We start from the raw sequence: 24461 nt of genomic DNA, 5'->3' as shown, positions 1-24461 counted from the left end.
CGCCCTGCCCGTCTGAGCCAAAGCAAAGCGGCGGAACCCAAGGGTTCCGCCGCTTTTTATGTTCATGCCGGGCCTTCCCGGATCAGGTGCGGAACACCCGATAGATCGCCGGGATCACCAGCACCGTCAGCAGGGTCGAACTCAGCAACCCGAACAGCAACGCGATCGCCAGCCCCTGGAAGATCGGGTCCGCCAGGATCACCGCCGCCCCGATCATCGCCGCCACCGCCGTCAGCAGGATCGGCTTGAAGCGGATCGCGCCGGCCTCGATCAGGATGTCGGTCATCGTCTTACCGGTGCGGTCGGCGTGGCGGATGAAGTCCACCAGCAGGATCGAGTTGCGCACGATGATCCCCGCCAGCGCAATGAAGCCGATCATCGAGGGCGCGGAAAACGGCGCGTCAAACAGCCAATGCCCGCCCATGATCCCCAGGAAGGTCAGCGGGATCGGCGTCAGGATCACCAGCGGCAGCTTGAAACTGCCAAACTGCGCCACGACCAGGATGTAGATCCCCAAAAGCGCCACCGCGAAAGCGGCGCCCATGTCGCGGAAGGTGACCCAGGTCACTTCCCATTCACCGTCCCACAGAAGGGTCACGACCGATTCATCCTCGGGCTGGCCGTTCAGGCGCACCACCGGCTTTTCGCCGGGGGCCCAGTCCATCGCGTTCAGCGCATCCGACACCGCGATCATGCCATAGAGCGGCGCTTCAAAATCGCCGGCCAGTTCGCCCTGCACCATTTCCGCCTCGCGCCCGTTGTGGCGGAAGATCGGAAAGCTGGCGCGTTCCTCGGTCACGGTGACGACATCGCCCAGTTCCACCACCCCGCGCGCGCCGGGCAGCAGGTTGGCCGGGATCGGGGTGGACAGCGTGGTTTCATCCATCACCCGCGCGCCCTTGGCCCGTTCCACCACGATGGGCAGCGGCGCGCGCCCCTCGCCCCGGTGCGAATAGCCAACCGTGGTGGACCCGTTCAGCAGGCCCAGCGTGTCAAAGACATCGCCTTCCTGCACCTCGAAGAATTCCAGATCGTCGGAATTCACCGTCGCGCGCAGGCGCCGCGCCTGGGTGCCAAAGCTGTCGTCCACGTCAACGATGAAGGGCACCTGTTCAAACGCTTGCCGGATTTTCGCCGCAGCCGCGCGCCGGGTGTCGCCATCCGGCCCGTAAACCTCGGCCAGCAGGGTCGAGATCACCGGCGGCCCGGGCGGGGATTCCACGGTTTTCAGGCTGACACCTTCGGGCAGGTCCAGCGCCAAGGCCCGGGCCCGCACCTCAAGCGCCACATCGTGGCTGGTGCGGTCGCGGTCCGATTTCGGCACAAGGTTGATCTGCACATCGCCCTGATGCGGCTGGTTGCGCAGATAGTAATGCCGCACCAGGCCGTTGAAGTTGAAGGGCGCGGCGGCCCCGGCATGGGTCTGGACGCTGACCACCTCGGGCATTTCGGTGACGGTGGCGGCAATCGCCTGCGCCACCGCATCGGTATCCTCGACGCTGGACCCTTCGGGCATGTCGATCACCACCGACAGTTCCGACTTGTTGTCGAAGGGCAGCAGCTTCACCGTCACGTCCTTGGTATACAGCAGCCCCAACGAGCCGAAGGACAGAACGATCGTCGCGATCAGGAAGGTCCAGGCCGACCGTTTGGTCGCCAGCACCCGGCGTGCCACCACGCGATAGATCGCGCCCAGCCGCCCGCCATGTTCGCCCTCATCATGATGCAGCGGCGCCTTGCCCGCGATCTTGACCATCAGCCAGGGCGTGATGATCACCGCGACGAAGAAGGAAAAGATCATCGCGGCCGAGGCATTGGCCGGAATGGGCGACATATAGGGCCCCATCAGGCCAGACACGAACAGCATCGGCAACAGCGCCGCCACAACGGTCAGGGTGGCCACGATGGTGGGGTTGCCGACCTCGGCCACGGCAGTGATCGCCTTGTCCATCCGGCTGCCTGGCCCTTTCAGGCCCCAGTGGCGGGCGATGTTTTCAATCACCACGATGGCGTCATCGACAAGGATGCCGATGGAAAAGATCAGCGCGAACAGGCTGATGCGGTTCAGCGTATAGCCCATGATCCAGGCGGCAAACAGCGTCAGCAGGATCGTCACAGGAATGACGATCGCCACCACGATAGATTCGCGCCAGCCGATGGCAAAGAACACCAGCGCGATGATCGACACCGTGGCAAGGCCAAGGTGGAACAGCAGTTCATTGGCCTTTTCATTGGCCGTCTCGCCATAGTCGCGGGTGATCTGCACCTCGACGCCCGCGGGGATCAGATGGCCCTTCAGTTCCTGAACCTTGTGCAGCACCTCTTCGGCGACGACCACCGCATTGGCGCCCGCACGCTTGGCGATGGCCAGCGTCACCGCAGGCGTGCGGATCAGCCCGTCCCCGTCGCGCGTCACATTGGCGACGATATGTTCCGAGGTGTCGGCCACATAGCTGACATCGGCCACATCGGCCACATAGACGGGCCGCCCGTCGCGCGCGGTCAGCAGAAGACCCGCGATTTCCGACGGCGCAGTCAGGGTCTGGCCCGCGACCAGGCCGATCTGCTGGCCCCCGTCGCGCAAGGTGCCGGTGGCAAAGGCGCGGTTGGCCTGCCCCACCTTGTAGGACAGCTGCTGCAGCGTGATGCCATACAGCGCCAGCCGTTCCGGGTCGGGGGCGATGCGGATCGCCTCGCGCGCCTCACCCACGATATAGGTCAGGCCGACGTTCTCGATCTTGGTGACCTCGGCCTGCAATTCGCGGGCGATGCGGGTCAATTCATTCGCGGCCACGCCCTCACCAGACAGGGTCAGCGACACGATCGCCACATCGTCGATGCCGCGCGCCACGATCATCGGCTCGGCAATGCCCACGGGCATCCGGTCGACATTGGCGCGGACTTTTTCATGCACCCGCAAGATCGCCGCATCGGCCGAGGTGCCGACCAGGAAGCGCGCCATCACCAGCGCGTAATCGTCGAAGGTCTGGGAATAGACGTGCTCGACCTCATTGATGCCCTTGACGATGGTTTCCATCGGCTCGGTCACCAGCTTCACTGCATCCTCGGCCTTCAGCCCCGGCGCGTGGATGTGGATGTCCACCATCGGCACGGAAATCTGCGGCTCTTCCTCGCGCGGGAGTGACACCAGCGCGACAAGACCCACTGCCAAGGCCGCCAGGATCATCAGCGGCGTCAGCGCCGAGGCGATGAAGCCCTTGGTCAGCCGCCCTGCGAGGCCCAGTTTTTCCTCTGGCGTTTCAGCCACCTGGCGATCACTGCTCATGTGCCACCACCGTTTCACCACCGGTCAGACCGCTGAGGATCTCGACCATGTCCACCCCGTTTTCCACGCTGCGCGCGCCCGGCACCACCGCGCGTTCCATGCGCGCGCCGTCACGCTCCACCAGAACGAAATCCAGGCCAGAGCGGGTCTCGATCAGGCTGGCGGGCAGCAGGATCGCCTGGCGCTTGCCCATCGGCAGGCGCACCAGCACGCGCGCATCGACAAAGGCCGCATCCAGTTCGGGCACCTCGACATCGGCCACCACGCGGCCATTCTCGATCTGCGGATAGACCTTGGCCAGCGTGCCTTGCGCCGCGCCCGTCGCGGTCTCGATGCTGATCGCATCGCCCTGGCGCATCACGTCGGCATGACGTTCGGGCACGGCCACGCGCAGGAAGAACCCGCCGCCGCCGATGGTGGCCACCACCTCGCCCAGCATCACCACCGCGCCCACCGCAACCGGCACGTTCAGCACCCGCCCCGAGATCGGCGCCAGCACGGTGCCCTCGGTCGTCTGCTGTTCCACCACCTGCCGCTGCGCGCGCTGCGCCTCAATCTGGCCTTTCACGACATCGACCTGGGTGCGCAGCGCATCCAGCCGCTGCGCCGTGGCCACACCGCGCGCCAACAATTCCTCGCCCCGCGTCAGCTCGGCCTCGGCATTGGTCAGCTGCGCCCCCAGCGCCTGCAGCTGCGCGTCGATCGCGCCCAGCTGGAACACCAGCTTTTCATCGACGATCCGGCCCAGCGGCTGGCCCGCCTGCACCGCATCGCCCTCGGACACGGCCAGTTCGACCAGCGTGCCCCCCAGCCGCGCGCGCGCGGGGATCATGTCGCGCGCCTCGACCCGGCCATAGACGGCCTTCCAGTCGGTCACCTCGACCGGGGCCACGGTCACGGGCCCTTCGGCCCGCGCGGCATGCGGCGCCACAAGGGGCAAGGTCAGGGCGCACAGCGCCAGCGGCAGAAACACGGATTTCATCACTCACCCCTCCGTCCGGTCGGACCCGATCGCGGGCCTTTGATATTCCGGTTTTTGAATGTGTATCGGATACACCGAAATTCAACCCCTTCGCAAGCCAAGTTGCAATGATCCGCATCAAGCCCGGCCCTTCGTGGGTCTTTCGCGCGACAGTTCCTTGGGCTACACGATGACCCAGTAACCAGAGGTGATCCCATGCACGACATCCGCGCGATCCGCGAAAATCCCGCCAGCTTTGACGCCGCCCTTGGCCGCCGGGGCCTGCCGGCGATGTCGCCCGCGATCCTGTCGCTGGATGAGGCGCGCCGCGCCGCGATCCTGGCGGCCGAAACCGCACAGGCAGCCCAGAACGCCGCCTCGAAAGAGGTGGGCGCGGCCAAGGCCCGTGGCGATGAGGGCGAATTCGAACGCCTGCGCGCGCTGGTGGCCGAAAAGAAGGCCGAGGTTGCCGTGATGCAGGCCGAGGCGGGGGCGCGCGACGCCGAATTGCGCGACCTGCTGATGCAGGTGCCGAACCTGCCGCTTGAGGATGTGCCCCAGGGCGCGGATGAGGCCGACAATGTCGAAATCCACCGCCGCGGCACCCCGCGCAGCTTCGATTTCCAGCCGCTGGAACATTACCAGCTGCCCGCCGTCGGCCGTGCGATGGATTTCGCCACCGCCGCGAAACTGTCGGGCGCGCGCTTTGTCGTGCTGCGCGGCGGTGTGGCGCGGGTCCACCGGGCGCTGGCGCAATTCATGCTGGACCTGCACACCGAGGAACACGGCCTGACCGAGGCGATCACCCCCGTCCTGGTGCGTGATGAGGCGATGCTGGGCACCGGCCAGCTGCCGAAATTCGCCGAGGACAGCTATCAGACCACCAATGGCTGGTGGCTGATCCCCACGGCCGAGGTGACGCTGACCAACTTCGCCCTGAATGAGACGCTGGACGACGCCGCCCTGCCAATCCGCATGACCGCCCACACCAACTGCTTCCGGTCCGAGGCCGGATCTGCAGGCAAGGACACCGCCGGGATGCTGCGCCAGCACCAATTCGAAAAGGTCGAGATGGTGACGCTCTGCCGCCCCGAGGACGCCATCGCGGAACACGAACGCATGACCGCCTGCGCCGAAACCGTGCTGGACCGGCTGGGCCTGCCCTTCCGCCGCATCGTGCTGTGCACCGGCGACATGGGCTTTGGCGCGCAAAAGACCTATGATCTGGAAGTCTGGCTGCCCGGCCAGAACACCTACCGCGAAATCAGCTCGGTTTCCACCTGCGGCACCTTCCAGGCACGCCGGATGAACGCGCGCTACAAGCCCGCGGGCGGCGGCAAGCCGGAATTCCTGGCCACGCTGAACGGCTCGGGCCTTGCGGTGGGGCGCTGCCTGATCGCGGTTCTGGAAAACGGGCAAGAGGCCGACGGATCGGTCACCCTGCCCGCCGTGCTGCACCCCTATCTGGGCGGCAAGACCCGGCTGATCGACGGCACCCTGGTCTGAGCGGGCAAAAAACTGAACCGAAAGGCGGGGTTCTACGTTACCCTTGTCACGCATCCGACAGGAGAGATCATGCCCCGCCTCAAGGCCATATTGCTGTTCGTCGCCACCCTGGGCTTCATGGTGGCCTCCTATTCGGCGCGCAACTTCCGCGGATATGAACCCGGGGATTTCCCGGTCCCCTACACCGACCCGCCGATCCAGCCCGCGGGCTGGGCCTTTGCGATCTGGGGGCTGATCTATTTGTGGCTGATCGTCCACGCGGGCTATGGCCTGTTCAAACGCGCCGATGACGCGGGCTGGGATGCGCCGCGCTGGCCGCTGATCATCTCGATCGCGCTTGGCGCCAGCTGGCTAGAGGTGGCAATGACCGCCCCGCTCTGGGCCACCGCACAGATCTGGATCATGTGGGCCGGCGCCGCGCTGGCGATGACCGCCGCACCCAAGGCAACCCAGCGCTGGATTTTGGCCGCACCGATCGGGCTTTACGCGGGCTGGCTGACGGCGGCCTCGGGCGTGGCCACGGGGGTGGTGCTGATCGGCTATGGCATCCTGTCGGAAACCGCCGCCTCGCTGGTGATGTTGGCCGTGATCGCGGCCATCGCGCTGACGCTGACCCGCCGCTTCGCCCCGCCCGCAAGCTATCCGGCGGGCGTGATCTGGGCGCTGATCGGCATCATCGCGGCCAACCTGTCCGCCGCCCCGGTGATCGCTGGCGCGGCGGCGCTTGCAGCGGTTGCGCTGGCCTTCGCCGCAAAACCGCTGTTGACTTCTTCTTGGCGCTAAATACTCCCGCCGGAGGCTCCCGCCCCCGGGGGCCTCAGCCCTTCGGCTTCGAGGTCAGCCCCCGCGCCTTGCGCTCTTCGTGCTTCTTGGCATCGACGTGCTTTTTCAGCCGCGACGGAATCGACTTCTTCCTGTCCTTGAACGGGTTCTTCGAGCCCTGATCGCGGAAGGTCAGGCGGATCGGCGTGCCCGGCATGTCAAAGGCTTCGCGCAAGCCGTTGACCAGATAGCGCGAATAGCTTTCGGGCAGCTTGTCGACATGCGTCGCCATCACCACAAAGCCCGGCGGCCGGGTTTTCACCTGCGTCATGTAGCGCAGCTTGATCCGCCGCCCGCCCGGGGCCGGCGGGGGATGCGCCTCGGTCATCGCGCCCAGCCACTGGTTCAGCTTGGCGGTGGTGATGCGGCGGTTCCAGACCTGATGCGCCTTCATGATGGCGTTGTGCAGCCGGTCCAGCCCCTTGCCGGTCTTGGCCGAAACGGTCACAAGCGGCGCCCCGCGCAGCTGCGGCAGCAGCCGTTCAAACGCCTCGCGCAACTCTTTCAGCTTTTCGGGCTTGTCTTCTTCCAGATCCCACTTGTTCGCGGCGACCACGACGGCCCGGCCCTCGGTTTCGGCGAAATCGGCGATGCGCAGGTCCTGCTGTTCGAAGGGGATGCCCACATCCAGCAGCACCACGACCACCTCGGCAAAGCGCACGGCGCGCAGGCCATCGGCCACCGACAACTTTTCCAGCTTGTCGTTGACACGCGCCTTCTTGCGCATGCCCGCCGTGTCCCAGATCCGCATCGGCGTTCCCATGAACTCGGTCCGGACCGAAATCGCGTCGCGGGTGATCCCCGCCTCGGGGCCGGTCAGCAGACGATCCTCGCCGATGATCTTGTTGATCAGCGTCGATTTGCCCGCGTTCGGACGCCCGATCACCGCCAGTTGCAGGGGCTTTACCTTGGTAGGGGCGTGATAGACGCCCTCATCCTCGGACCCTTCCTCGATGTCCACATCGGTTTCGGGGGCATGCAGCGCGGCCTTGGCCTCAAATTCATCGGCCAGCGGCAGCAGAGCGCGGTAAAGGTCGTCCATCCCCTCGCCATGTTCCGCCGAAAGTTTCAGCGGCTCGCCCAGACCCAGGGCCCAGCCCTCGGTGGCGCCCGCGTCGCCCGCATGGCCTTCGGCCTTGTTGGCGGCCAGAATCACATGGGCGTTCTTTTTCCGCAGGATGTCGGCAAAGATTTCATCCGCCGGGGTGACGCCCACGCGCGCGTCGATCACGAACAGGCAGATATCGGCCTCTTCCACCGCGCGTTCGGTCAGCCGCCGCATCCGGCCCTGCAGGCTGTCATCCTCGGCCAGCTCCAGACCGGCGGAATCGATCACCACAAAGCGCAGATCGCCCAGCCGCGCCTCGCCCTCGCGCAGGTCGCGGGTGACGCCGGGGGTTTCGTCGACCAGCGCCAGGCGCTTGCCGACCAGGCGGTTGAACAGTGTGGATTTGCCCACATTCGGGCGGCCGACGATGGCCAGGGTGAAGCTCATGATGCCCTCCTTGGGCGGACGCAAGCGGCCCCTTTACACGTCTTTTGCGTCAACGGAAAGCGTGAAGCTGCCCATTCGCGCCCACGACATACAGCGTGCCCCCCGCCACCACGGGCGCCGAGGCCGCCCCGCCGGGAATTTCCGCCTGCCCCACCGCCGCGCCCGAGGCCGGGTCGAACACCCGCAACAGCCCGTCAGAGGAGGCCACGAACAGCCGGTTGCCCGCCAGAACCGGGCCGAAATTGGCATGGATCGCCTGCTGGCGCTTGGGCTTGTCCTTGGTGAAATAGGGCATGTCCACCGCCCAGATCACCTGCCCCGTCGCCGCATCCAGCCGGATCAGCCGCGCCTCGTCCGACACCAGAAAGACCGACCCGCCCGCGACCTGCACCGGCGAATTGGCGCCTTCGGTGGCGCGCCAGATCACCTGCCCGCTGCTGGCTGACAGCGCCACCAGCCGCCCCGCCGAAGACCCGGCATAGACCGTGTCGCCCACGATCACCGGATCGCCCGTCAGATCGACCACCGTGGCATAGGCCCGGCCCAACCGCGCGCCTGCCGCGCGCGATTGCCAAAGCGTCAGCCCGCCCTTCTTCAGCGCCCCCAGCAGATCGCCCGAGGCGAAGGGGAAGACCACGATCCGCGCGTCGACCGCCGGGGCCGACACCCCGGACACCCCCGAGGCCGAGGGCATGCCCGGCACCTGCCATTGCACCTTGCCATCGCTGGCCCGCACCGCCCAGGCCGATCCGTCGCGCGCCACCGCATAGACCAGCCCGTCCGATACCGTGGGCGCGCCGCCCACCGCCGCATCAAAGCGCTGGCGCCAGATCACCGCACCGCTGGCCGCGTCCAGCGCGACCAACTCGCCAAAGCCGGTGGTGGCAAAGACCTGCCCCCCCGCATAGGCGATCCCCCCGCCCGAGGCGGAGTCGGGGTTTTCCCCCGCGGGCGTCAGATCAACCGCCCAGGCAGTGGCGCCATTGGTTGCGGTGGCGGTCAGCCGGGCGCGGCTGTCCAGCGTAAAGACCCGCCCGCCGCCGACGATCGGATCGGCGCTGATGCGGTGCTTGCGCCCGCTGCCCTGACCGATATCCGCGCTCCAGACGCGGGTGGTGCCCGCGCCGATCGCGGCGTTGAACAGCGCATGGCTGGGCGTGCCGCCGCGATGCGTCCATTCGGCATTGGATTGCTGCGCCGGCAGGTTGATCGGCAACGCGGCCTGCGCGGCCCCGTCCGCGGGTTCGGCGCCCGTCAGCACCTCACGCGGGGCAAGGCGTTCGCCCTCCAGCACCAATTCATCCGGCCCGCAGGCCTGAAGCGCCGCGGCCATGGCCAGCACCGCGATCCCCTGGGTCAGCTTCACCGATCTTGCCCCCTGTTTAGCCCGGTCATCCCGACGCCTGTTCCATTGCCCGCCCCAGATCTTTAACCGGCGCGGCCTAGTTCGCCGCCGGATCGGCCCCAAGGGCCACAATCAACTCTGTCGCGCGCTGTTGCAAGCCCGCCGTCACCCCGGCCTCGGCCAGGATCTGGCGGGCCAGTGCCACCGCCTCATCGTGACGCCCTGCCCCGGCATGGACCAGCGCCTGCTGTTCCATCGCCAGCGCCCGATAGGGCGCGCCGGGCGCCGCCAGCGCGGCCAGCGCCGCATCGCGCGCGGCCGGGTCCATCAGGTCGCCCGCCACGATCACCGCCTTGATCCGCGCCAGATCGCGCAGGCTGGCGGGCAGGTTGGCATCGGCGCCGATCGCTTCCAGCCGGGCCAGCGCGCCGGCACGATCCTCGGCCGCCAGGGCCTCGGCGGCCTGCATCAGGCCCAGCACCGCGCCGCGCCCGCCGTCAGCCGACAGCGCGCCCAGTGCCGCCGCACGGTCCTGCGATTCCAGCGCGGCCAGGACCGAATCCCCAAATGCCTGCGCGGCGGCGGCATCGCGCGCCTTCTTCCATTCGTTGAAGGCCGCGCCGCCGACGATCCCCAGCACCACGACGATCCCGATCCAGCCATAGCGGCGCATCAGCGCGAACAGCCGGTCGCGGCGGACCTCTTCGGTGACTTCGTCGATGAAACTGTCGGTCTCGCTCAAGGGCCTGCTCCTTACCGTGTTGGCCTCGTCTTACACGCTTGCCCCCCGCCTTGCCAAGGGCGCGGACGCCTGCGACGGGGCGCCACGCCGCAGGGGGCTTGAGCGGCGGGCCCGCGCGCCCTAATCTGAACCACTGCGTTCAAAAACTTCCGCCTGCCCCTTTTTCATCCTTCATGCTGCGCTAATTTTTCCGTGTCACCGTCTTTCCCGTTTCCGCCCCCGTGTCAGGGCCCGCCGGGCCCGGAGTGTTCCGATGAAACTTGTGCCGATCGTCAATGCCGTTCTGGTCAGCGCCACGCTGTATGCGCTGGTCTTTGAACGCGACCGCCTGATGGCCTTTGCCGGCCGCGACCCGGCGCCCGCCGGTGACGGCGCCGCGGCCGTGGCGGAACCTGGGGCCGGGGCGGAACCGGGCGCCGGGGCGGTGTCGGTGCTGGTGCAACGGTCGCAGGCGCAGCCGGTCGATCAGGGCGTGCTGACCCGCGGCCAGACCGAGGCCGCGCGCCGGGTCGAGGTGCGCGCCGAAACCGGGGGGCGGGTGATCTCGCCCCCGCTGGCGCGCGGGACGCAGGTCGCGGCGGGCGATGTGCTGTGCCAGCTGGACCCCGGCACCCGCCCCGCCCTTCTGGCCGAGGCCGAGGCCCGGCTGGTCGAGGCACGGCTAAGCGCGACCGCCGCGGACCGGCTGCAGGAAGGCGGGTTCCGGTCGGAAACCGCCGCCGCCGGCGCCCGCGCCGCGCTGCAGGCCGCCGAAGCGGGCGTCATCGCCGCACGAACCGAAATTGCGCGGCTGACCATCACCGCCCCCTTTGCTGGCGTCCTGGAACAGGATACCGCTGAATTGGGCACGCTGCTGGCACCGGGCGGGGCCTGCGCCACGGTGATCGCGCTGGACCCGATCCGCCTGGTGGGCTTTGTGCCCGAAACCCAGGTGGACCGGCTGGCACCCGGCGCGCGGGTGGGCGCGCGTCTTGCCAGCGGGCGGCAGGTCACGGGCAGCGTCACCTTCCTGTCGCGCGCCGCCGACCCCGCCACCCGCACCTTCCGCGTCGAGGCCGAGGTCGCCAACCCCGACCTGTCGATCCGCGAGGGTCAGACCGTCGAGATCGTGATCCAGACCGAAGGCGCGCGCGCGCATCTGCTGCCCGCCTCGGCGCTGACGCTGGATGATCAGGGCCGACTGGGCCTGCGACTGGCGCAGGACGGGCGGGCGGTCTTTGCGCCCGTGGACCTGCTGCGCGACACCGCCCAGGGCGTCTGGCTGACCGGCCTGCCCGATGACGCGCAGGTCATCATCCGCGGGCAGGATTACGTCACCGACGGCACCGCCCTTGCCATCACCCATGCGGGGACCACCCCATGACCGGCATCATCGACTGGGCCGCCGCCCGCGCGCGCATGGTGCTGGCCTTCGTGGCGCTGACCATCGCGGCGGGTCTTCTGGCCTATACCGGCCTGCCCAAGGAAGGCGAACCGGACATTGAAATCCCCACCCTGTTCGTATCCGTTCCCTTCCCCGGCATTTCGGCGCTGGATGCCGAACGCCTGCTGGTGCGCACGATGGAAACCGAGCTGGCCGATCTGGACGGGCTCAAGACCATTTCCGGCACCGCGATGGAAAATTACGCGGGCGTCATGCTGGAATTCGATTTCGGCTGGGACAAGACCAAGATCATCGCCGATGTGCGCGATGCGATGAACGCCGCCGAGGCTGCCTTTCCCGACGGGTATGAGAAATATTCGATCAATGAGATCAATTTCTCGGAATTCCCGATCGTCGTCGTCACCCTGTCGGGCAGCGCGCCCGAACGCACGCTGCTGCGGCTGGCCAAGGATCTGCAGGACCGGATCGAGGCGCTGGAACCCGTGCTAGAGGCCACGCTGGCCGGGCACCGCGACGAAATGCTTGAGGTGGTCATCGACCCGCTGCGGCTGGAAAGCTACAACGTCACTGCGCCCGAACTGATCCAGGTGGTGCAACGCAACAACCAGCTGATCGCCGCCGGCGAGATCGAGGCCCCGGACGGCGCCTTTTCGGTCAAGATCCCCGCGTCCTTCGACAGCCCGCAGGATGTCTATGCCCTGCCGGTCAAGACCAATGGCGAGCGGGTGGTCACGCTGGGCGATCTGGCCGACATCCGCCTGACATTCGAGGACCGCACCGGCACCGCGCGGTTCAATGGCGAAACGACCGTGGCGCTGCAGGTGGTCAAGCGCAAGGGCTACAACATCATCGACACGGTCGAGGCGGTGCGCCAAACCGTTGCCGCCGCGCAGGACGGCTGGCCCGAGGCGCTACGCCAGTCGGTCACGGTCGGTCTATCGCTGGATCAATCGGTCACGGTGGGCGCGATGATCAGCCAGCTGGAAGGCTCGGTCCTGACCGCGATCGCGCTGGTGATGATCGTGGTGCTGGCCTCGCTGGGGACACGTTCGGCGCTGCTGGTGGGGTTTTCGATCCCGACCTCATTCCTGCTGACCTTCCTTCTGCTGGGCCTTCTGGGGGTGGCGATTTCCAATATCGTGATGTTCGGCCTGATCCTGGCGGTGGGGATGCTGGTCGACAGCTCGATCGTGGTGGTCGAATATGCCGACAAGCGCATCGCCGACGGACAGGGCCCGATGCGCGCCTATGTCGAGGCCGCCAAGCGCATGTTCTGGCCGGTGATTTCCTCGACCGCGACGACGCTCTGCGCCTTTTTGCCGATGCTGTTCTGGCCCGGCATCGCGGGGGAATTCATGGGGCTGTTGCCGGTCACGATCATCTTCGTGCTGTCCGCCAGCCTAGTGGTGGCGCTGGTCTATCTGCCGGTGGTGGGGGGCGTGGCGGGCCGGATGTCGCGCCAGCTGGATCAGGCCGCGGGCGCGATCCGGCCCTGGCCCTTGCCCGCGCGGCTGGCGCTGGCGCTGGCGTCCGTCGCGTTGGTGTTCCTGGGCGGCATGGCGCTGTTGAACCCGGCGCTGTTGACCGGGGCGGATGGCGGATGGGCCGCATCGCTGCCCGGCGCGGGGCTGTTCGCGGCAGGCGCAATGGCGGCCTCAATCACGCTTGGCGCGCTGAAGCCCGTCCCCGGCCCCCGCCCGGTCGAGGCAGGCTATCGCCGCCGCCCCTTTGGCCGCCTGATCGCCTTTCTGACCGGCAATCCGGTGATGCCGCTGGTGACGGTCGCGGCGGTGCTGGGGTTGGTGGTGGTGGTCTTTGGCTATTACGGGCGCCACAACAACGGCACCCAGTTCTTCACCGACTCCGAGGTGGAACAGGGCATCGTCTATGTCCGCGCCCGCGGCAACCTGAGCCTGGACGAAAAAGACGCGATCCTGCGCCTGGCCGAGGCAAAGGTGCTGGGCACGCCCGGCGTGGGGGCGGTGTTTTCCTTCGCGGGCGACGGCGGGCTGAACCAGAACACCGGCGGGGCCAGCGCGCCGCGCGACACGATCGGCCAGATCCAGGTGGAAATGCTGCCCTGGGATGACCGCCGCCACGACCCCGCGCTGGATGGCGACACGATTATCGAGGGCGTCCTGGCCCGGCTGCAGGAAATCCCCGGCATCCGCGTGGAATTCCTGGCGCAAGCGCGCGGGCCCGCCTCGGGCAAGCCGATCCAGCTGCGCCTGAAGGGTGATGATTTTTCCGCCCTCGATGCCGCCGTGTCCCGCGTCAGCGCGCATCTGGCGACGGTGCCGGGCATCACCGCGATCGAGGATACCCGCCCCCTGCCCGGCATCGACTGGGAAATCGCCGTCGATGTCACCCGTGCAGGCCGCTTTGGCGCGGATGTGGCGACGGTAGGCGGCATGGTGCAGCTGGTCACCCGGGGCATCTTGCTGGACCGGATGCGGGTGGACAGTTCGGATGAGGAAATCGACATCCGCGTGCGCCTGCCCGGGGATGACCGCCTGCTGGCCACGCTGGATACGCTGAAGCTGCGTACCGCCGAAGGGCTGGTGCCGCTGGCCAATTTCATCACCCGCACGCCCGTGCCGAAACTGGCGCGCATCGACCGGGTGGACCAGATGCGCTATTACGACATCAAGGCCGATGTGCTGCCGGGCCTGGTCAATGACGCGGGCCAGCCGATCAACGGCAACGAACGCATCGCGGCGATCACCGAATGGCTGACGGCGACGCAACCGCTGCCCGACGGGATCGCCTGGGAATGGACCGGCGACATGGTCGATCAGGCCGAAAGCCAGCAATTCCTGATGACCGCCTTCGGCGCGGCGCTGGCGCTGATGTTCGTGATCTTGCTGGCGCAGTTCAACAGCTTCTACAATTCGGTGCTGGTGCTGCTGGCGGTGATCCTGTCCACGGCCGGGGTGCTGGTGGGGATGCTGGTGATGGGCCAGCCCTTCTCGATCATCATGACCGGGGTGGGCATCGTGGCGCTGGCCGGGGTGGTGGTGAACAACAACATCATCCTGATCGACACGTTCCAGGAATTCAGCCGCTACATGCCCCCGCTGGAGGCCGTGGTCCGCACCGCCGAACAGCGGCTGCGCCCGGTGGCGCTGACCACGATCACCACAATGGCGGGGCTGGCGCCGATGATGTTCGGGCTGAGCCTGGATTTCATCAATGGCGGCTATTCGATCGACAGCCCCACCGCGCTGTGGTGGAAGCAGCTGGCCACCGCCGTGGTCTTTGGCCTTGGCACGGCCACGGTGCTGACGCTGGTGGTCACGCCCGCGCTGCTGGCGATCCGGATCTGGGCGGCGCGCGGCGCCTACCGCGGGCTGGCGCGGCTGGGCGCGCTGGCCGGTGGCCAGAACAGCCGCGCCGCGCGCGATCTGGCGCTGGCGCGCAAGACGCGCCGGATCGGCAAGGTCGAAATCCTGTGGGACAGCGCCGATCCGGCGCCGGCCCCCCGCGCAACGCCCGGCATCGCACAGACCCCGCCACAGGCCGCGGAATGACCCCGGCCGCGGCGGATCCCCCGCCGCGGCCGGCGCGCCCGTTCAGGCCGCGTCTTCTTCGCTGGCCTGACGCTGCCACAACGACCAATAGCGCCCGCGCCGCGCCAAAAGCGCCTCATGCGTGCCTTCCTCGGCCACGCGGCCCTCTTCCAGCACGATGATCCGGTCGGCATCGGCAATCGTGGACAGACGATGCGCGATGGTGATCACCGACCGCCCCTGCCCCATTGCGCGCAGGCTTTCCTGGATGTCGCGCTCGGTCTGCGTATCCAGCGCCGAGGTCGCCTCATCCAGCAGCAGGATCGGCGGGTTCTTCAAAAGCGTGCGCGCAATGCCCACGCGCTGTTTTTCGCCCCCCGACAGCTTCAACCCCCGTTCGCCCACCGCGGTATCATAGCCCTCGGGCAGGCTCATGACGAAATCATGGATCCTGGCGGCCTTCGCGGCGGCGATGATCTCCTCCTCGGTGGCATCGGCCCGGCCATAGGCGATGTTGTAGCGGATCGTGTCGTTGAACAGCACGGTATCCTGCGGCACCACGCCAATCGCGGCATGCAGGCTTTCCTGCGTGACATCGCGGATATCCTGCCCATCGATGCGGATCGCCCCGCCCGTGACGTCATAGAACCGGAACATCAACCGCCCGATGGTGGATTTCCCCGACCCCGACGGCCCGACCAGCGCCACCGTCTGCCCCGGCGCCACGGTCAGGCTGATCCCCTTCAGGATCGGGCGCGCGGCGTCATAGGCAAAGCGGACATCCTCAAACACCACCTCGCCCCCCGTCACAGCCAGCGCCCCCGCGCCGGGCTTGTCGGTGATCTCGGCCGGCTGATGCAGCAGATCGAACATCTCGCCCATATCGACCAGCGCCTGTCGGATTTCGCGATAGACCGTGCCAAGGAACCCCAGCGGCATGGTGATCTGGATCATATAGGCCTGCACCATGACGAAATCGCCCACCGTCAGCGCCCCCTGCTGCACCCCCATCGCTGCCATCACCATCACCGTCACCAACCCCGCGGTGATGATCAGCGACTGGCCAAAGTTCAGCACCGCAAGGCTTTGGCCGGTCTTCACGGCCATCTTCTCATACCCCTCCATCGAGGCGTCATAACGCGCCGCCTCGCGCTTCTCGGCGCCGAAATACTTGACCGTCTCAAAATTCAGCAGGCTGTCGATCGCCTTCTGATTGGCGGCGGTATCGGCCTCATTCATCCGGCGGCGGATCTGCACCCGCCATTCGGTGACCTTGAAGGTAAAGGTGACATAGGCCCAGATCGTCACCACCACCACCAGCGCATAGCGCCAGTCGAACAGAACTGCGAACAGGATCGCCACCAGCGTCAGTTCAAGGATCAGCGGCCCGATCGAAAACAGCATGAAGCGCAGCAGGAAATCGACGCCCTTCACCCCGCGCTCGATGATCCGGCTCAGGCCGCCGGTCTTGCGGGTGATGTGATAGCGCATCGACAGGCGGTGAATATGGGTAAAGGTCTCCAGCGCCAGCGCGCGCAAGGCCCGCTGGCCCACGCGCACAAAGATCGCATCGCGCAATTCACCAAAGGCTACCGTCATCAGCCGCGCCAGCCCATAGGCCACCGTCAGCCCGACCGCCCCCAGCGCCAACAGAACGCCCGGCCCCGGCGCCGCCCCCGCCAGCGCATCCACCGCCGCCTTGTACAAGAGCGGCGTCGCCACCGAAATCAGCTTGGCCGCCACCAGCGCCAGCAACGCCAGCACCACCCGCCGCTTCACCCACGCCTGCCCCGCAGGCCACAGATAGGGCAAAACCGCCCGGATCGTGCGCATCCCGCGCCCGCGCTCACCGGCCGTTATCGGCCCCGAAACCGTGCTTTGCGACCTGCGCATCCTGCCCTCTTCGGCTTTGTGAAAATATCCTCGGGGGTCCGGGGGCAGACAGCCCCCGGGGTCCCGGGCCCACGCGCCGCCAGCCTGACCCGCGCGAGCCCGGGCAAACCTAAGCCCCGCGGCGGCGATGTCCAGCCCTATTCGGGCAGGGTGAAGACCTGGCCGGGATAGATCAGATCGGGGTCACGGATTTGCGCGCGGTTCGCCTCGAAGACGCGCACATACAAAATGCCGTCGCCATAGGTCTCGCGCGCGATCGCCCAAAGCGAGCTGCCCTTGGCCACGGTGATCTGGCGGACCGCCGGAACCGCCGGGGCCTCTCCGACGGCGCCTGGCCCAGCACCGGTCTCCTCGGCGGGCACGGCAACGGGCACGGCGACCGAAACATCCTCCCCCCCGTCCGACGCGCTGGCACCGACACTCTCGGGCAAACGCGCCAGACGGGCAGAGCCCGCCCCCGAAACCGCCGCGGGGCTAGCCGGAGCCCTGCCCTGCGGCGCAATCCCGGCGCCCGAGGCCGGAACCCCGCCCGGGGCCCCTGGCAGGGATGCTGCGACCTCATCATCCCCGCCTGTGTCCGCCGCCACCGCCAGCGCCTCGGGTTCCGCGCGGTCAAAGGGCGTCTCGGCCCGCGCCACGACCTTGCCGGTGCCATCCAACGCATCGATCCGCAACAGATAGCGCCCCGGCCCGACATCGGGCAGCAGCAGCCGCCATGACCCATCGGGCGCGACCTCGGCCAGACCGGCCTCGCGGTTGTCCAGATAGGCGCGCAGCACCTGCCCCGCCGCGGCGCCGCGACCGCTGACCGACACCGCCGCGCCGCTGTCATGGGCGATCGTGTCCACCACCAGCGCCCCATTCAGCGCAGGATCCAAGGCAGGCGCCAGCACCTGCGCGCCGGTCGCATCGGCCAACAGCGCCGGGGCCGGGGCGGCCCCCGCGGCATCGGCGACCAGATCCGGGCGGATCACCAAGGTCTGCGCCGAAACCAGCGACCCACCCCCGGGCCCGGCCACCCGCAGCGTCAGCGCCCGCGCAGCACCAGACGGTGGCACATCAAAAACCAGCGCAAAGGCCCCGCCCGCCCCGGCCCGGGCCGCAGCCACCGGCACACCATCCAGCAAGACCTCGACCTCGGCCCCCGGCGCGGCGCGCCCGGCCAGCGTGACCGACCCATCCGGCGCGGCCCGGAACGTGTCAAAGACCGGGGCTGCCCCGGCCTGCGCGTCATCCCCCGCCCGCGCCTCTGCCTCGGCATCTGCCCGCACCGCGGACGCGGCATCCGCCCCTGCGCCCGGATCTGCCGCCGGGGCCTCTGCCACGTCTTCCGTCGCGGGCGGTGCGGCGGGTTCCTCTGGCGCGACCTTGGGCGCGTCGGCGGCGGGCTCGACCGACACCGTCCCGGATGCCACCGTTCCCCCCGCAGGCGCGGCCACATCAGGCCCCGCATCGCCGCCCGGCATCGGGGCCAGACGGCCCAGCAACAGCCAGCCCCCCAGCGCCGCCACCAGCGCCCCGGCCGCCACGCCCCCCATCAGCGCCGCACCCGAACGACGCCTGTCCGATCCCCCGGCAGCGCCCGTCTTGTCCTTGTCCATCACATTCCCCGATCCAGGCGGCGTCATTTCCCGCGCCGCGTCTTGAGGAACCTTAGCAAGACCGCTATCACCACTCAAGAAATCGCGCGCAACCGCCAGGAACCGAAAGGTTACGATGTCGCACCCTCTTAGATCTGTCTGCGTCTACTGCGGCGCCCGCCCGGGCAACCGCCCGGTTTACGCCCAACAGGCCCGCGCCACCGGCGAAATGCTGGCGCGCAGCGGCTGGCGGCTGGTCTATGGCGCTGGCGATGTCGGCCTGATGGGCGAGGTCGCCCGCGCCGCCCAGGCCGCCGGCGGCCAGACCTTTGGCGTGATCCCCCAGCACCTCTTCGCGCTAGAGGTGGGCAAGCGCGATCTGTCCACCTTCATCGTGACCGAGAACATGCATGAACGCAAAAAGGTCATGTTCATGAACTCGGACGCGATCGTGGTGCTGCCGGGCGGGGCGGGATCCCTGGATGAATTCTTCGAGGTGCTGACCTGGGCCCAGATCGGCCTGCACCGCAAACCGATCTTCCTGCTCAGCACGGATGGCTACTGGCAGCCGCTGATCGCACTGATCGATCACATCATCGCGGAAGGCTTTGCCGATGGCGCGCTGCGCGGGCTGTTCACGGTGGTGCCCACCGTGGCCGATCTGCAGGGCGCGCTGACCGACGCGCTGGCCTGACGCCCCCCTTCGGCTTTGTCCAAATATCCTCGGGGGGGCGTGGGGCGCCCACGGGACGGGGGCGATCCATGCCGGGGGGCAGACAGCCCCCCGCGCGGGCACCGTATTACATCCCGTCTAGTTCCGCCGCGACGATCTCGGCGATCTTCGGGACCGGGTGGTTGGTCAGGGTCTTGTGGATCTCGGCCAGGACATGACGCGCCAGCCCCTCATCCATCTCATCGCGAAGCGCGCCCAGAACCTGCGGCGGGGCGACCAGAACGACCTTGTCGAACTTGCCCCGACGCAGCCGGTCGCGCAGCATGTCGACCAGATCGCCCGCGAAGCGTTCGGCATTCAGCCGGGCATAATCGGGCTGTTCCAGCGCGGAACGCTGGCCCGCCCCCTCATCGGGCATCCGGCCGGGCCGGTCCGAGGCGATGATCACCGGGTCCGCCTCATCACGGGCGATCATGGCCAGCTTCGGCGCACCGGGCGCGCCGGTGTTTTCCAGCACCAACGCCTTTTCCCCGTCAGCGACAACGACCCAGGCACCCTTGGGAAGCAACATCTCGGACTCTCCTCTCGTTTGAACGAATCTTGGTCAGTCTGACATAAGAACGCCCGCGTGCCATGTAAGAATGTGGCAAGAAAAAAACCCGCCGGTGCGCACCGGCGGGTTTCATCACAGGCTTGGCGCCGGGATTACAGGCGCGACGCCACGTTTTCCCAGTTCACCAGCTTTTCCAGGAAGTTGGTCAGATAGGCCGGGCGCTTGTTGCGGAAGTCGATGTAGTAGGAATGTTCCCACACGTCACAGCCCAAGAGCGCGGTCTGGCCAAAGCACAGCGGGTTCACGCCGTTTTCGGTCTTGGTGACCTTCAGGCTGCCGTCCTTGTCCTTGACCAGCCAGCACCAGCCCGAGCCGAACTGGCCCGCGCCCGCGGCGGCGAAGTCTTCCTTGAATTTTTCGACCGAACCAAACGATTCAACCAGCGCCTTTTCCAGCTCACCGGGCATCTTGTCGCCCTTGGGGCCCATCATTTCCCAGAACTGCACGTGGTTCCAGTGCTGGCTGGCATTGTTGAAGATGCCGTTCTGCGCAACCGCGCCCGCCTGATAGGTGCCGCGGATGATGTCTTCCAGCGACTTGTTTTCCCACTCGGTGCCCGCGATCAGCTTGTTGCCGTTGTCGACATAGGCCTTGTGGTGCAGGTCGTGGTGGTATTCCAGCGTCTCGCGCGACATGCCAAGATCGGCCAGCGCGTCATGGGCATAGGGAAGATCGGGAAGTTCGAAAGCCATTTCACTGTTCCTTCTGCAGGGGTTCCTGTTCCAATGCCTATAGAAGGGCGGGGGTTCCCAAGGTCAAGGGCAAGAGGCGATCAACCGGGAAAGAGTTCCGATCCGGGCCGCGCGGAATGTTCAAGGATGCCCATGACATAGCCCGCGACCGACCGGAAACAGATCAGCGAGATCTCGTTTTCGCCCGACTGCCACAGGGCGGCGGCCACCTGGGCCGCGCGGGTGCGGCGCACCTCGCCCGGCGCAAGGCTGGGAAAATCGACGGGGCAAAGCTTCATCAGGGCCTGATCCGCCTTGGCGCCGGAAATCCGGAACAGCGCGCGGGCATCCGAGACATCGGCGACCAGCGCGTGATCCTTGGCCAGCGCCTTTTCCAGGGCTGCGACGGTGGCCACGGCATCGGCATAGGGCACCAGTACCAGCAGCTCATCAGGCGACATCCACAGCGCGGCGGCCGCGTCCGCGGTCACGATGCGGCGCTGCGCGGGCACCGAAAGGCCCAAACCTTTCAACCCCTTGGCAAGCGCTTTTGAGGCAAGGTCGCAGCGGATGGTGATCATCCCCTGTAACCCTGCCTCGGCCACGCGGGCGAACCCCTGAAAGCTGCGGCCCGCAAGGGCGCTGACGGCGTCAGACATTCCCCTTCTCCCCTTCCTTGTCGTAGAAGACCGGATCGACGATCCGCGCCTGCACCACCTTGTCCGCCCCCACCGGGAAATCCAGCACCTCGCCCATGCGGGCCGGGCCGCGATGGACCAGGCCCATCGCGATGCCCTTGTTCAGCGTGGGCGAGAAATAGGTGGACGTCACGCGCCCCTGCACATTGCGCTGGCCGTTGGCATTATGCCCCGGCGCCGCGGCATGAACGCCATCGGGCAGGACCGACCCGTCCAGCGTTTCCAGGCCCACCAGCTGCCAGCGGTCGGGGCTGGCCATGTGGCTGCGTTCCTGCGCGCGCTTGCCGATATAATCGGCCTTCTTCTTGGAAATCGCCCAGCCAAGCCCCAGATCCTGCGGGATCACCGTGCCGTCGGTTTCGTCGCCGATCATGATAAAGCCCTTTTCGGCGCGCATCACGTGCAGCGCCTCGGTCCCGTAGGGCATCACGCCCAGATCGGCCCCGGCCTCCAAGAACCGGGTCCAGAAGGCCATGCCTTCGGACGCCGGCACCGCGATTTCATAGGACAATTCGCCCGAGAAGCTGATGCGGAACACCCGTGCCCGCACGCCCCCCAGCGTGCCTTCGGCCCAGGTCATGAAGGGCAGCGCCTCTTTGGACACATCCATCCCGCCCAGCTTTTCCAACAGCTTGCGGGCGTTCGGGCCGACCACGGCGACCTGCGCGAATTGTTCGGTCAGGTTGGCGGTGTAGACCTTCCAGTCCCACCATTCGCACTGCAGCCAGTCCTCCATATGCGCATGGATGCGGTCCGCCCCGCCCGAGGTGGTGTGGCAGAGCCAGCTATCCTCGGACAGGCGCACCACGACCCCGTCATCCATCAGAAAGCCGTTTTCGTTGCACATCAACCCATAGCGGCATTTGCCGACCGGCAGGGTGGACATCATGTTGGTATACATCATGTCGAGGAAGCGCCCCGCATCCGGCCCCTTGACCAGGATCTTGCCCAGCGTCGAGGCATCCAGCAGTCCGACCGCGTTGCGGGTATTGCGGATTTCACGCCGGACCGCGTCCTGCAGGCCCTCGCCCGTGCGCAGGTAGCAATAGGGGCGACGCCACAGGCCCACGGGTTCCCAATGCGCGCCCTGGCTGGCGTGCCAGTCGTGCATCGGGGTGCGGCGCAGCGGCTGAAAGATTTCGCCCCGCGCCTCGCCGGCGATGGCGCCGAAGCTGATCGGTTCGTAAGGCGGGCGGAAGGTGGTGGTGCCAGTGGCCGGGATCGGTTGACCCAGCGCATCAGAAAGCACCGCCAGGCCGTTGATATTACTTAGCTTCCCCTGATCGGTCGCCATGCCCAGCGTGGTATAGCGCTTGGTATGTTCGACCGAGGTATAACCCTCGCGCGCGGCCAGCTGCACGTCGGACACCTTCACATCGTTCTGATAGTCCAGGAAGGCCTTGAAGCGCAGCGCATCGGGCGCGCCCTGCGGCATGACCCAGACGGCGGCGATCGGGCCTTCGGCGGGCGCATCGGCCGCAGGACCACCGGCATCGGCCAGCACCTCGGGCAGGGTCAGCGCGCCATTGGCGGCGCCCACGGCGCGGACCATCGGCTGGCCCTGATCGCCGGTTGGCGGGCGGGTGGCGTCGGGGCGGAAACAGGCCCGCGCCTCATCCCAGATCAGCTTGCCGCCGCAATGCGACCACAGATGCACGACCGGCGACCAGCCGCCCGACATGGCGACGCAATCGCAGGCGATGTCTTCCAGCGCAGCACCCTCGCCCGCCTGCGCGCAGATCTGCACGCCGGTCACGCGTTTGGTGCCCTTGACCTTGGCAATGCCGCGGCCTTCCAGCACGCGGATGCCGCGGGCGCGGGCCTTTTGCACCAGATCGCCGGTGGCGCTGGGGCGCGCATCGACGATGGCAGCCACGATCAGCCCCGCGTCGATCAACGCAAAGGCCGTGCGATAGGCGTCGTCGTTGTTGGTGACGATCACGGTGCGGTCGCCGGGGCTGACGGCAAAGTTGACGACGTAATCGCGCACCGCCGAGGCGAGCATCACGCCCGGCACATCGTTTCCGGCAAAGGCCAGGGGTCGTTCGATCGCGCCGGTGGCCGAGATGATTTCCCCCGCCCGGATGCGCCACAGGCGGTGGCGCGGGCGACCGTCACCGGGGGTATGATCGGCCACCCGTTCATAGCCGATGACATGGCCATGATCATGCACACCCGCCACCATGCAGCGATTGCGAAGCGTGACATTCGACATTCTTTCAAGGTCTTGAACGGCGCTCTTGATCCAATCGGCGACGGGCTTGCCGTCGATGGTCCCACCATCAACCGGGGCGCGCCCCCCCCAATGCGGGGTCTGTTCCAGCACCATCACCCGCTTGCCCGCGCGCGCGGCCTGTAGCGCGGCGGCCAGGCCCGCCACGCCCCCACCCGCGACCAGCACGTCGCAAAAGGCATAGGCCTGTTCATAGCGGTCCCCGTCGCGATCGACAGGTGCCCTGCCAAGCCCGGCCGAGCGGCGGATCACCGGCTCGAACAGGTGTTTCCAGGCGACGCGGGGGAACATGAAGGTCTTGTAGTAAAAGCCTGCCGGCAGGAAGCGATAGGCCCAGTTGTTCACCACGCCCACGTCGAAATCGAGGCTGGGCCAGTGGTTCTGGCTGGCGGTATCGGCGCCCTCGAACAATTCGGTCGTGGTGGCGCGCTGGTCGGGTTCGAAGCGCGCGCCGCGGCCCAGGCCAAGCAGGGCGTTCGGTTCCTCGACCCCGCTGGCGACGATGCCGCGCGGGCGGTGGTATTTGAACGACCGGCCCACCAGCATCTGATCGGCGCCCAGCAGCGCCGAGGCCAGCGTGTCGCCGGCAAAGCCGCGCAGCCGCTTGCCATTGAAGGTGAAGTTCATCGGTTTCGAGCGGTCGATCAGACGGCCGCCACGGGATAGACGGGTGCTCATTCATAGCCCTCCCATTCGGGGCGCTTGGCCTTGATCGCGGCGAGGATGTCGGGCGTGGGCGCCGGGGTCTGGGCGGGATAGGTGCCAAAGACTTCCAGCGTGGCGGTGCAGCGCGCGGCCAGGAACCATTTGCCGCAGCCATAGGAGTGGCGCCAGCGTTCGAAATGCACCCCCTTGGGGTTTTTCCGGGCAAAGAGGTAGGATTCGAACTCCTCATCCGACGATCCGGGGCCAGAGCGCTTCAGATGCGCCTCGCCGCCGGGGGCCAGTTCGGTTTCCTCGGCCTTCACGCCGCAATAGGGGCAGGTCAGGGTCAGCATGGCAATCCGCCTTTCGGGTGGCGAGGCCGGGGGCGCTGCCCCCGGACCCCCG

Annotated in this window: 17 protein-coding genes; 5 read left to right on the top strand and 12 right to left on the bottom strand. The window is 67.5% G+C overall.

Annotation, left to right across the window (positions count from 1 at the left end; genetic code table 11):
* Positions 1-82 precede the first annotated feature (82 nt).
* Together MXB90_RS12300 and MXB90_RS12295 are read right to left on the bottom strand one after the other, a co-directional pair.
* Positions 83-3286, bottom strand: coding sequence for an efflux RND transporter permease subunit (locus MXB90_RS12300; RefSeq protein ID WP_250045311.1), 3204 nt, complete (start codon positions 3284-3286; stop codon positions 83-85).
* Positions 3276-4268, bottom strand: a complete 993-nt coding sequence (locus tag MXB90_RS12295) for an efflux RND transporter periplasmic adaptor subunit (protein ID WP_250045294.1) — start codon at positions 4266-4268, stop codon at positions 3276-3278. Before MXB90_RS12295 ends, MXB90_RS12300 begins: the two co-directional genes overlap by 11 nt.
* Positions 4269-4463: 195 nt before the next feature.
* On the opposite strand from MXB90_RS12295, the gene serS reads away from it, so the two are divergent.
* Together serS and MXB90_RS12285 are read left to right on the top strand one after the other, a co-directional pair.
* A complete protein-coding gene (serS, locus tag MXB90_RS12290) occupies positions 4464-5753 on the top strand; it encodes a serine--tRNA ligase (RefSeq protein WP_250045291.1) in 1290 nt (429 codons plus the stop codon).
* 69 nt (positions 5754-5822) lie between these two features.
* Positions 5823-6536 carry a hypothetical protein gene (locus tag MXB90_RS12285; RefSeq protein WP_250045288.1) on the top strand — a complete coding sequence of 238 codons (714 nt, stop codon included), beginning with the start codon at positions 5823-5825 and terminating at the stop codon, positions 6534-6536.
* A 34-nt stretch (positions 6537-6570) separates the two neighbouring features.
* Here MXB90_RS12285 and der read toward each other — a convergent pair whose 3' ends face one another.
* From der to MXB90_RS12270, 3 genes are all read right to left on the bottom strand, one after another.
* Entirely contained in the window at positions 6571-8070 is a 1500-nt protein-coding gene (gene der, locus MXB90_RS12280) for a ribosome biogenesis GTPase Der (protein ID WP_250045285.1), read from the bottom strand.
* A gap of 49 nt (positions 8071-8119) precedes the next feature.
* Complete coding sequence (locus MXB90_RS12275; protein ID WP_250045283.1) at positions 8120-9436, bottom strand: PQQ-binding-like beta-propeller repeat protein; 1317 nt, start codon at positions 9434-9436, stop codon at positions 8120-8122.
* Positions 9437-9512: 76 nt separating this feature from the next.
* Positions 9513-10157, bottom strand: coding sequence for a tetratricopeptide repeat protein (locus tag MXB90_RS12270; protein WP_250045278.1), 645 nt, complete (start codon positions 10155-10157; stop codon positions 9513-9515).
* A gap of 253 nt (positions 10158-10410) precedes the next feature.
* Here MXB90_RS12270 and MXB90_RS12265 point away from each other — a divergent pair, with 253 nt between their 5' ends.
* Positions 10411-11520, top strand: a complete 1110-nt coding sequence (locus MXB90_RS12265) for an efflux RND transporter periplasmic adaptor subunit (RefSeq protein WP_250045275.1) — start codon at positions 10411-10413, stop codon at positions 11518-11520.
* Positions 11517-15071: an efflux RND transporter permease subunit gene (locus tag MXB90_RS12260; RefSeq protein ID WP_250045272.1), complete on the top strand. Its 3555-nt coding sequence runs from the start codon at positions 11517-11519 to the stop codon at positions 15069-15071. Before MXB90_RS12265 ends, MXB90_RS12260 begins: the two co-directional genes overlap by 4 nt.
* Positions 15072-15113: 42 nt before the next feature.
* Here MXB90_RS12260 and MXB90_RS12255 read toward each other — a convergent pair whose 3' ends face one another.
* Positions 15114-16883: an ABCB family ABC transporter ATP-binding protein/permease gene (locus MXB90_RS12255; RefSeq protein ID WP_250045369.1), complete on the bottom strand. Its 1770-nt coding sequence runs from the start codon at positions 16881-16883 to the stop codon at positions 15114-15116.
* 197 nt (positions 16884-17080) lie between these two features.
* Positions 17081-18544: a LysM peptidoglycan-binding domain-containing protein gene (locus tag MXB90_RS12250; protein WP_250045269.1), complete on the bottom strand. Its 1464-nt coding sequence runs from the start codon at positions 18542-18544 to the stop codon at positions 17081-17083.
* Positions 18545-18659: 115 nt separating this feature from the next.
* Here MXB90_RS12250 and MXB90_RS12245 point away from each other — a divergent pair, with 115 nt between their 5' ends.
* Positions 18660-19217: an LOG family protein gene (locus tag MXB90_RS12245; RefSeq protein ID WP_250045254.1), complete on the top strand. Its 558-nt coding sequence runs from the start codon at positions 18660-18662 to the stop codon at positions 19215-19217.
* Between the two features lie 106 nt (positions 19218-19323).
* On the opposite strand, the gene MXB90_RS12240 is transcribed toward MXB90_RS12245, so the two are convergent.
* From MXB90_RS12240 to MXB90_RS12220, 5 genes are all read right to left on the bottom strand, one after another.
* Entirely contained in the window at positions 19324-19767 is a 444-nt protein-coding gene (locus tag MXB90_RS12240; protein WP_250045250.1) for a host attachment family protein, read from the bottom strand.
* A gap of 134 nt (positions 19768-19901) precedes the next feature.
* A complete protein-coding gene (locus MXB90_RS12235) occupies positions 19902-20501 on the bottom strand; it encodes a superoxide dismutase (protein ID WP_250045246.1) in 600 nt (199 codons plus the stop codon).
* Between the two features lie 80 nt (positions 20502-20581).
* Positions 20582-21139 carry a sarcosine oxidase subunit gamma gene (locus tag MXB90_RS12230; protein WP_250045244.1) on the bottom strand — a complete coding sequence of 186 codons (558 nt, stop codon included), beginning with the start codon at positions 21137-21139 and terminating at the stop codon, positions 20582-20584.
* Positions 21132-24089, bottom strand: a complete 2958-nt coding sequence (locus MXB90_RS12225) for a sarcosine oxidase subunit alpha family protein (protein WP_250045242.1) — start codon at positions 24087-24089, stop codon at positions 21132-21134. The genes MXB90_RS12230 and MXB90_RS12225 overlap by 8 nt, the downstream gene beginning before the upstream one ends.
* Positions 24086-24409, bottom strand: coding sequence for a sarcosine oxidase subunit delta (locus tag MXB90_RS12220; protein ID WP_250045231.1), 324 nt, complete (start codon positions 24407-24409; stop codon positions 24086-24088). Before MXB90_RS12220 ends, MXB90_RS12225 begins: the two co-directional genes overlap by 4 nt.
* Positions 24410-24461 lie beyond the last annotated feature (52 nt).

This window comes from Phaeovulum molybdatiresistens, assembly GCF_023544865.1.
In the GTDB taxonomy this organism is placed as follows: Bacteria; Pseudomonadota; Alphaproteobacteria; order Rhodobacterales; family Rhodobacteraceae; genus Pontitalea.
This window is presented reverse-complemented; position numbering and strand designations above follow the sequence as displayed.

Bases quoted from the DNA above. Each gene is read 5' to 3' on its own strand.
- MXB90_RS12300 (WP_250045311.1), bottom strand. From the start codon at position 3,286: ATGAGCAGTGATCGCCAGGTGGCTGAAACGCCAGAGGAAAAACTGGGC.
- MXB90_RS12295 (WP_250045294.1), bottom strand. From the start codon at position 4,268: ATGAAATCCGTGTTTCTGCCGCTGGCGCTGTGCGCCCTGACCTTGCCC.
- serS (WP_250045291.1), top strand. From the start codon at position 4,464: ATGCACGACATCCGCGCGATCCGCGAAAATCCCGCCAGCTTTGACGCC.
- MXB90_RS12285 (WP_250045288.1), top strand. From the start codon at position 5,823: ATGCCCCGCCTCAAGGCCATATTGCTGTTCGTCGCCACCCTGGGCTTC.
- der (WP_250045285.1), bottom strand. From the start codon at position 8,070: ATGAGCTTCACCCTGGCCATCGTCGGCCGCCCGAATGTGGGCAAATCC.
- MXB90_RS12265 (WP_250045275.1), top strand. From the start codon at position 10,411: ATGAAACTTGTGCCGATCGTCAATGCCGTTCTGGTCAGCGCCACGCTG.
- MXB90_RS12260 (WP_250045272.1), top strand. From the start codon at position 11,517: ATGACCGGCATCATCGACTGGGCCGCCGCCCGCGCGCGCATGGTGCTG.
- MXB90_RS12255 (WP_250045369.1), bottom strand. From the start codon at position 16,883: ATGCGCACGATCCGGGCGGTTTTGCCCTATCTGTGGCCTGCGGGGCAG.
- MXB90_RS12250 (WP_250045269.1), bottom strand. From the start codon at position 18,544: ATGGACAAGGACAAGACGGGCGCTGCCGGGGGATCGGACAGGCGTCGT.
- MXB90_RS12245 (WP_250045254.1), top strand. From the start codon at position 18,660: ATGTCGCACCCTCTTAGATCTGTCTGCGTCTACTGCGGCGCCCGCCCG.
- MXB90_RS12240 (WP_250045250.1), bottom strand. From the start codon at position 19,767: ATGTTGCTTCCCAAGGGTGCCTGGGTCGTTGTCGCTGACGGGGAAAAG.
- MXB90_RS12235 (WP_250045246.1), bottom strand. From the start codon at position 20,501: ATGGCTTTCGAACTTCCCGATCTTCCCTATGCCCATGACGCGCTGGCC.
- MXB90_RS12230 (WP_250045244.1), bottom strand. From the start codon at position 21,139: ATGTCTGACGCCGTCAGCGCCCTTGCGGGCCGCAGCTTTCAGGGGTTC.
- MXB90_RS12225 (WP_250045242.1), bottom strand. From the start codon at position 24,089: ATGAGCACCCGTCTATCCCGTGGCGGCCGTCTGATCGACCGCTCGAAA.
- MXB90_RS12220 (WP_250045231.1), bottom strand. From the start codon at position 24,409: ATGCTGACCCTGACCTGCCCCTATTGCGGCGTGAAGGCCGAGGAAACC.